Here is an 839-nt window from a genome sequence, read left to right as displayed (position 1 = left end):
CAGTACCGCGGTTATATGAGTCATCAAGAAGCGGTTTTGGCTTTTCTTACGTATGTGAATCGATCATGGGCGATCCAAGTTCCACGATTTGTTCCAGGGTTAAAGCAAAAGTTGGATCAAGTGCCTAAAGTAGAGGTAACATTAACTCCTGAGGTAGAGGCTAGGATAGAGGCAGGAGCCACTGCCCAAGCAGAGGCAGATAGGAAGGCAGAGATTAAGTATCTCAAAGATAGGAAAAGACACGTAGACTACGAAAAGTTACAAAAGCGTTTTGAAGAGTCGAAACAGGAACTGACGAAGATACGAAAAGAAGTTCGAAAAGACCGCGAAGCAGCGTTAAAAGAAATGCCCCAATTATATGAATTAACAAATGAGGTAGCGCTTGTGTACACAAAAGACACTTCTTTTGAGGCTTATACGGGGTTCCCGATTCGGTTGAATCCAGAAATGATGCAGGGGATTAAAATTACTTCCAAGGATTTTTTTGCGGAAAATGGCGAATATGAGCTAGCTTTTCGTAGTTATTTACAGGTTCATCGAACAAAGGAAGATTTTCAACGAGTCAATCAGCTTCTTTTTCCCGAAAAAAAAGAGCTAGTGATCTATCAATGGAATACGGACTTTACTAATTCCTATAATGGGGGAAGAAAAGATGACGGTGCTTATTTATGGTCAATCTATGACCGTAAAAAGCAACAATTTACTGTAATAGATATTGAACTTATTATACCTTAGATGAAAAGAGAAGATTTGAGACTACTGCTGCTTCTATCCTCTCTTTTTCTGTTTTTCAAAAACTTCCTCTTTATGAAAAAGATGTTTTGAGTGTATTTCAAATT

General features: G+C 38.5%; 1 protein-coding gene. It reads left to right on the top strand.

The genetic code is table 11. The features are described from left to right. Positions 1 to 735, top strand: a 735-nt coding sequence (locus EVI01_RS13460) for a hypothetical protein (RefSeq protein ID WP_146811782.1), incomplete at its 5' end; no start/stop codon positions are given. Positions 736 to 839 lie beyond the last annotated feature (104 nt).

Source organism: Enterococcus villorum, assembly GCF_007990225.1.
Taxonomy (GTDB): domain Bacteria; phylum Bacillota; class Bacilli; order Lactobacillales; family Enterococcaceae; genus Enterococcus_B; species Enterococcus_B villorum.
The sequence above is the reverse complement of the archived record's forward strand: the minus strand, read 5'-3'. Positions and strand labels throughout refer to the sequence as shown.